This is a genomic window from Mesorhizobium sp. M5C.F.Ca.IN.020.32.2.1, from assembly GCF_004023105.1.
Classification (GTDB): Bacteria; Pseudomonadota; Alphaproteobacteria; order Rhizobiales; family Rhizobiaceae; genus Mesorhizobium; species Mesorhizobium wenxiniae.
This window is the reverse complement of sequence record NZ_RZSX01000639.1, coordinates 1-3,818: the sequence shown is the minus strand read 5'-3', so window position 1 is coordinate 3,818 and position 3,818 is coordinate 1. Positions and strand designations below refer to the sequence as shown.

Sequence of the window (3,818 nt, the reverse complement as noted above, 5' to 3'; positions counted from 1 at the left end):
GCTCGAAATGGCCGAGACGGCGCGGGACAGCATTGCGATAGAGCCTGGCCAGATCGTCTCCGGCTTCTGGCCGATGCGCTCGGAAGTCGATATCCGGCCGCTGATGTTCGCCTTGCGCGAAAAGGGAGCAAGGCTTTGCCTGCCGGCAATTCTCGACAAGACCACCATCGTCTTTCGCGAACTGGTGCGTGGCGCACCGATGGTCGACATGGGGTTCGGCACCGTCGGACCACATGAGGAGGCGGAGGTGCTCGATCCCCAGGTGATGCTCGTGCCGCTCGCGGCTTTCGACGCGCGCGGCCACCGGATTGGCTACGGCGCCGGTTATTACGACCGCGCGATCGCGCGGCTGGTCGACAAGGGGCAACCGCCGCGACTGATCGGCATTGCTTTCGACTGCCAGGAGGTGGCGCTGGTGCCGGACGAGCCGCATGACGTGATCATCTCGGAAATACTCACCGAGAACGGGTTGCGCCGGTTCGCGCCGAAATTGTAGATAAGTTCCTGGACGCATGGTCTTTTCCGAAAGTCATGCAGCTTTTTGGTTCGCTGACCTTCGGTTCGGGATCATTCTTATATGAGACTTCTCTTCCTCGGCGATATGGTCGGCAAGACGGGACGCACGGCGGTGTGGGAACAACTGCCCGGCCTGATCTCGGATTTCAAACTCGACTTCGTCATCGTCAATGGTGAGAACGCCGCCGGCGGTTTCGGCATCACCGAAGAGATCTTTCGCGAGACGATCTCGGCGGGTGCCGATGTCGTCACCACCGGGAACCATGTCTGGGACCAGCGCGACGCGCTGGTTTTCGCCCCGCGCGAGGAGCGGTTCCTGCGCCCGTCCAATTTCCCCAAGGGCACGCCGGGGCGCGGCTCCGGCGTCTACATTGCCAGGAATGGCGCGCGCGTTCTGGTCGCCAACATCATGGGCCGGGTGTTCATGCATCCCGAACTCGACGATCCGTTCCAGGCCGGTGAGCGCGAGCTTGCCGCCTGCCCGCTCGGCGAGCAGGCCGATGCGGTGGTCATCGATTTCCATGCCGAGGCGACCTCCGAAAAAATGTGCTTTGCGCATTTCGTCGACGGCCGCGCTAGTCTCGTCGTCGGCACCCACACGCACCAGCCGACCGGCGACCACCACATCCTCAAAGGCGGCACCGGTTATATCTCCGACGCCGGCATGTGCGGCGACTATGATTCCTCGCTCGGCATGGACAAGGAGGAGCCGCTCAACCGGTTTCTGTCGAAGGTGCCGAAAGGACGCTTCGAGGCGGCGACCGGCCCGGCGACATTGTGCGGCGTCGGTGTCGACATTTCGGATCGCAGCGGCCTGACCGAGCGGATTGCGCCGTTTCGCCGCGGACCGCGGCTCGAGGAAACCGCGCCATCTTTCTGGTCGTGACATTGATATCAACGCCTGCGATACCTAACTGCCGGCGACACTGCTCTAGATCGTAAGAGGGGACGACCTCCATGCAGCTCATCGAATTCCTGGCGCCGCATTTCGCCTTTGTCTCCGATCCGACCGCGTGGGTCGCGTTGCTGACGCTGATCGTGCTGGAGGTTGTGCTCGGCATCGACAATCTGATCTTCATCTCGATCCTGACCAACAAATTGCCGGAGGCACAAAGGGCCCGCGCCCGGCGGCTCGGCATTTCCGCCGCGCTGATCATGCGGCTGGTGCTGCTTGCCACCATCTCGATCATCGTCCAGTTGACGGCGCCGGTATTCACCGCTTTCGGCCATGGCTTTTCCTGGCGCGATCTGATCCTGATCGCCGGCGGCCTATTCCTCGTCTGGAAAGCGACCAAGGAGATACACCACACGGTCGATCTCGAGGATCACCAGGACACGATGATGGGCGAGACGCTGCAGCTTTCGATGGCCGGCGCCATCTTCCAGATCCTGCTGCTCGACCTCGTCTTCTCGATCGATTCGATCATCACTGCGGTCGGCATGACCGACGAGATCGCCATCATGTACATCGCCGTTATCGTGGCAGTCACCGTGATGATGCTGGCGGCCGGGCCGCTCGCCAACTTCATCGCCAAGAACCCGAGCATCGTCATGCTGGCGCTGAGTTTTCTGCTGATGATCGGCATGACGCTGATCGCCGACGGCATGGGCTTCCATGTGCCGAAGGGCTACATCTACGCCGCCATGGGTTTTTCCGCCCTTGTCGAGGGCCTCAACATGCTGGCGCGACGTCGCAGAAAGGCAAAGGCCGGCGGGCACTAAGGTTGGCGCGCCGGTCTGGCGAAGCCGGTGCGTTCTAAGTCGCCGGAACACCCTTCGGATGACGGTCGCCGATCAGGCCAAGCGTCAGCCCTTGCTCCAGCCACGCCTTGGCGCCGGCGAGCACGAGCGCGAAGCCATCGGTCGAGCCGATCGCCTGCTTGACCTGTTCATCGGGGCTGCCGGCAAAACCGAAATTGCGAACCTCGACAAAGGTCGTGCCGCCCGGCATCTCGGTAAAAGTCCAGACCACCGTGGTCGGCGGATCGCTCCATTGTATGACGATCTTTTCGTTCCTGACGATCTCGCTGACCGTGACCGGCGCCGAGACGTCGTACATGCGCCATTCCCAGCGAACCTCCTTGCCGCTGTCGAGTCTGTCGCTGCCATGAGTGAACCAGAATTTCCGGGTGATCGCCGGATCGACGATGGCTTCGAACACTTCTGCGACCGGCCGCCGGATCAGCATGCCGGCTTCGGCGGTAGGTGTCTCTCGGATTTCCATGTCGTCCTCCTTCTCAAGTCGATGCCGCCCCTGTCGCCAGGCGTCGGGGTCACCAGGCGTCGGGTTCGCGCACCAGGTGGATAATATTGGCCGGATTGGTGATCCAGCCGCCGCGGAAATCTTCGCCGAGCGCCTCGATGGCGTCGCAGCGCACGACGCCGGCCTTGGCGAGATGATCGGCTGCGGCCGGAAAATCATCGGTGAACAGCTCCAGCCAGACCTCGGCCTGGCTCAGCATCGGCGCTTCGTCGATCCACAGGCGATTGGGGCCGAGTTCGAAACCAACGGCCGGCGCCTTGGCCGTGAACGGTTTCAGGCCGACAACATCGCGGTAGAAGGCGATCGTGTCCTGATATTGGTGGGGCGGCACTTTCATGGCGATGTTGATGCCGCCGGTGATCTTCGCAGTCATTCTTCCCTCCGTCTTCTCAGATATTGTCTTCACTGGCCGGTTCGCCCTTCATCTCGCTGCGGTAATAGCCGTCGCGCAAATTGATCCCGTATTCGACATAGGCCTTCATGCAGGCCAGCATCTGCGACCAGCCCTCGCAATTGAGGTAGGACTTCTTCAGGCCGACCGCGTCCTCGTGCCAGCCGGCCTCGGCGATGGTGACGAAGGTGCCGCCGTCGTCCAGCGGCTCGAAATTCATCTCGATGCGCGTCTTGTAAGCCGGCTTGCCGTCGGCGTCGGTGGCATCCCAGCGCAGCACGATGCGGTTGTTTTTCTCCACCTCGTCGACCTCGACCGGGACCTTGCCCCACCAGACGACCTTGGCGCCGGCCACCAGCGGGGCGCTGGCGCCGCCGATGGTGGTGAAATAGCCGCTGAGCTTCTTCGGATTGACGACCGCGTCGAAGACTTCGGCGACCGGTTTGCCGATGCGGCCCGAAACCCTGAATCCAAGAGACATATCCACAGCTCCTTCCTTGATTGGGTCGGTATTATGTTATAAAAATATAACATGTCAAGCAAAGCGCAGGATGACAATGTTTTCAAGGCGCTGGCGCATCCGCGCCGGCGTGCGCTGCTGGACGAGCTGAAGGACGCGCCGCGCACCACCGGCATGCTGTGCGATGC

6 protein-coding genes and 1 pseudogene are annotated in these 3,818 nt (G+C 62.0%); 4 read left to right on the top strand and 3 right to left on the bottom strand.

Annotated elements, in window-relative coordinates; genetic code table 11:
- From EOA86_RS26050 to EOA86_RS26040, 3 genes are all read left to right on the top strand, one after another.
- A partial coding sequence (locus EOA86_RS26050; RefSeq protein ID WP_128344317.1) for a 5-formyltetrahydrofolate cyclo-ligase occupies positions 1-496 on the top strand: 496 nt, incomplete at its 5' end.
- Between the two features lie 81 nt (positions 497-577).
- Complete coding sequence (locus tag EOA86_RS26045) at positions 578-1,402, top strand: YmdB family metallophosphoesterase (protein ID WP_128344315.1); 825 nt, start codon at positions 578-580, stop codon at positions 1,400-1,402.
- A 71-nt stretch (positions 1,403-1,473) separates the two neighbouring features.
- Entirely contained in the window at positions 1,474-2,238 is a 765-nt protein-coding gene (locus EOA86_RS26040) for a TerC family protein (RefSeq protein ID WP_029348937.1), read from the top strand.
- A gap of 34 nt (positions 2,239-2,272) precedes the next feature.
- Here EOA86_RS26040 and EOA86_RS26035 read toward each other — a convergent pair whose 3' ends face one another.
- Genes EOA86_RS26035 through EOA86_RS26025 form a run of 3 tightly spaced genes read right to left on the bottom strand, consistent with a single transcriptional unit; the run spans position 2,273 to position 3,651 of the window.
- Entirely contained in the window at positions 2,273-2,740 is a 468-nt protein-coding gene (locus EOA86_RS26035) for an SRPBCC family protein (protein ID WP_095518011.1), read from the bottom strand.
- A 49-nt stretch (positions 2,741-2,789) separates the two neighbouring features.
- Positions 2,790-3,152: a hypothetical protein gene (locus EOA86_RS26030; RefSeq protein ID WP_127208547.1), complete on the bottom strand. Its 363-nt coding sequence runs from the start codon at positions 3,150-3,152 to the stop codon at positions 2,790-2,792.
- A 16-nt stretch (positions 3,153-3,168) separates the two neighbouring features.
- Complete coding sequence (locus EOA86_RS26025; protein ID WP_029348932.1) at positions 3,169-3,651, bottom strand: SRPBCC domain-containing protein; 483 nt, start codon at positions 3,649-3,651, stop codon at positions 3,169-3,171.
- Between the two features lie 51 nt (positions 3,652-3,702).
- On the opposite strand from EOA86_RS26025, the pseudogene EOA86_RS26020 reads away from it, so the two are divergent.
- Positions 3,703-3,818 (top strand): annotated as a pseudogene (locus EOA86_RS26020) (helix-turn-helix domain-containing protein); the annotation flags it as partial.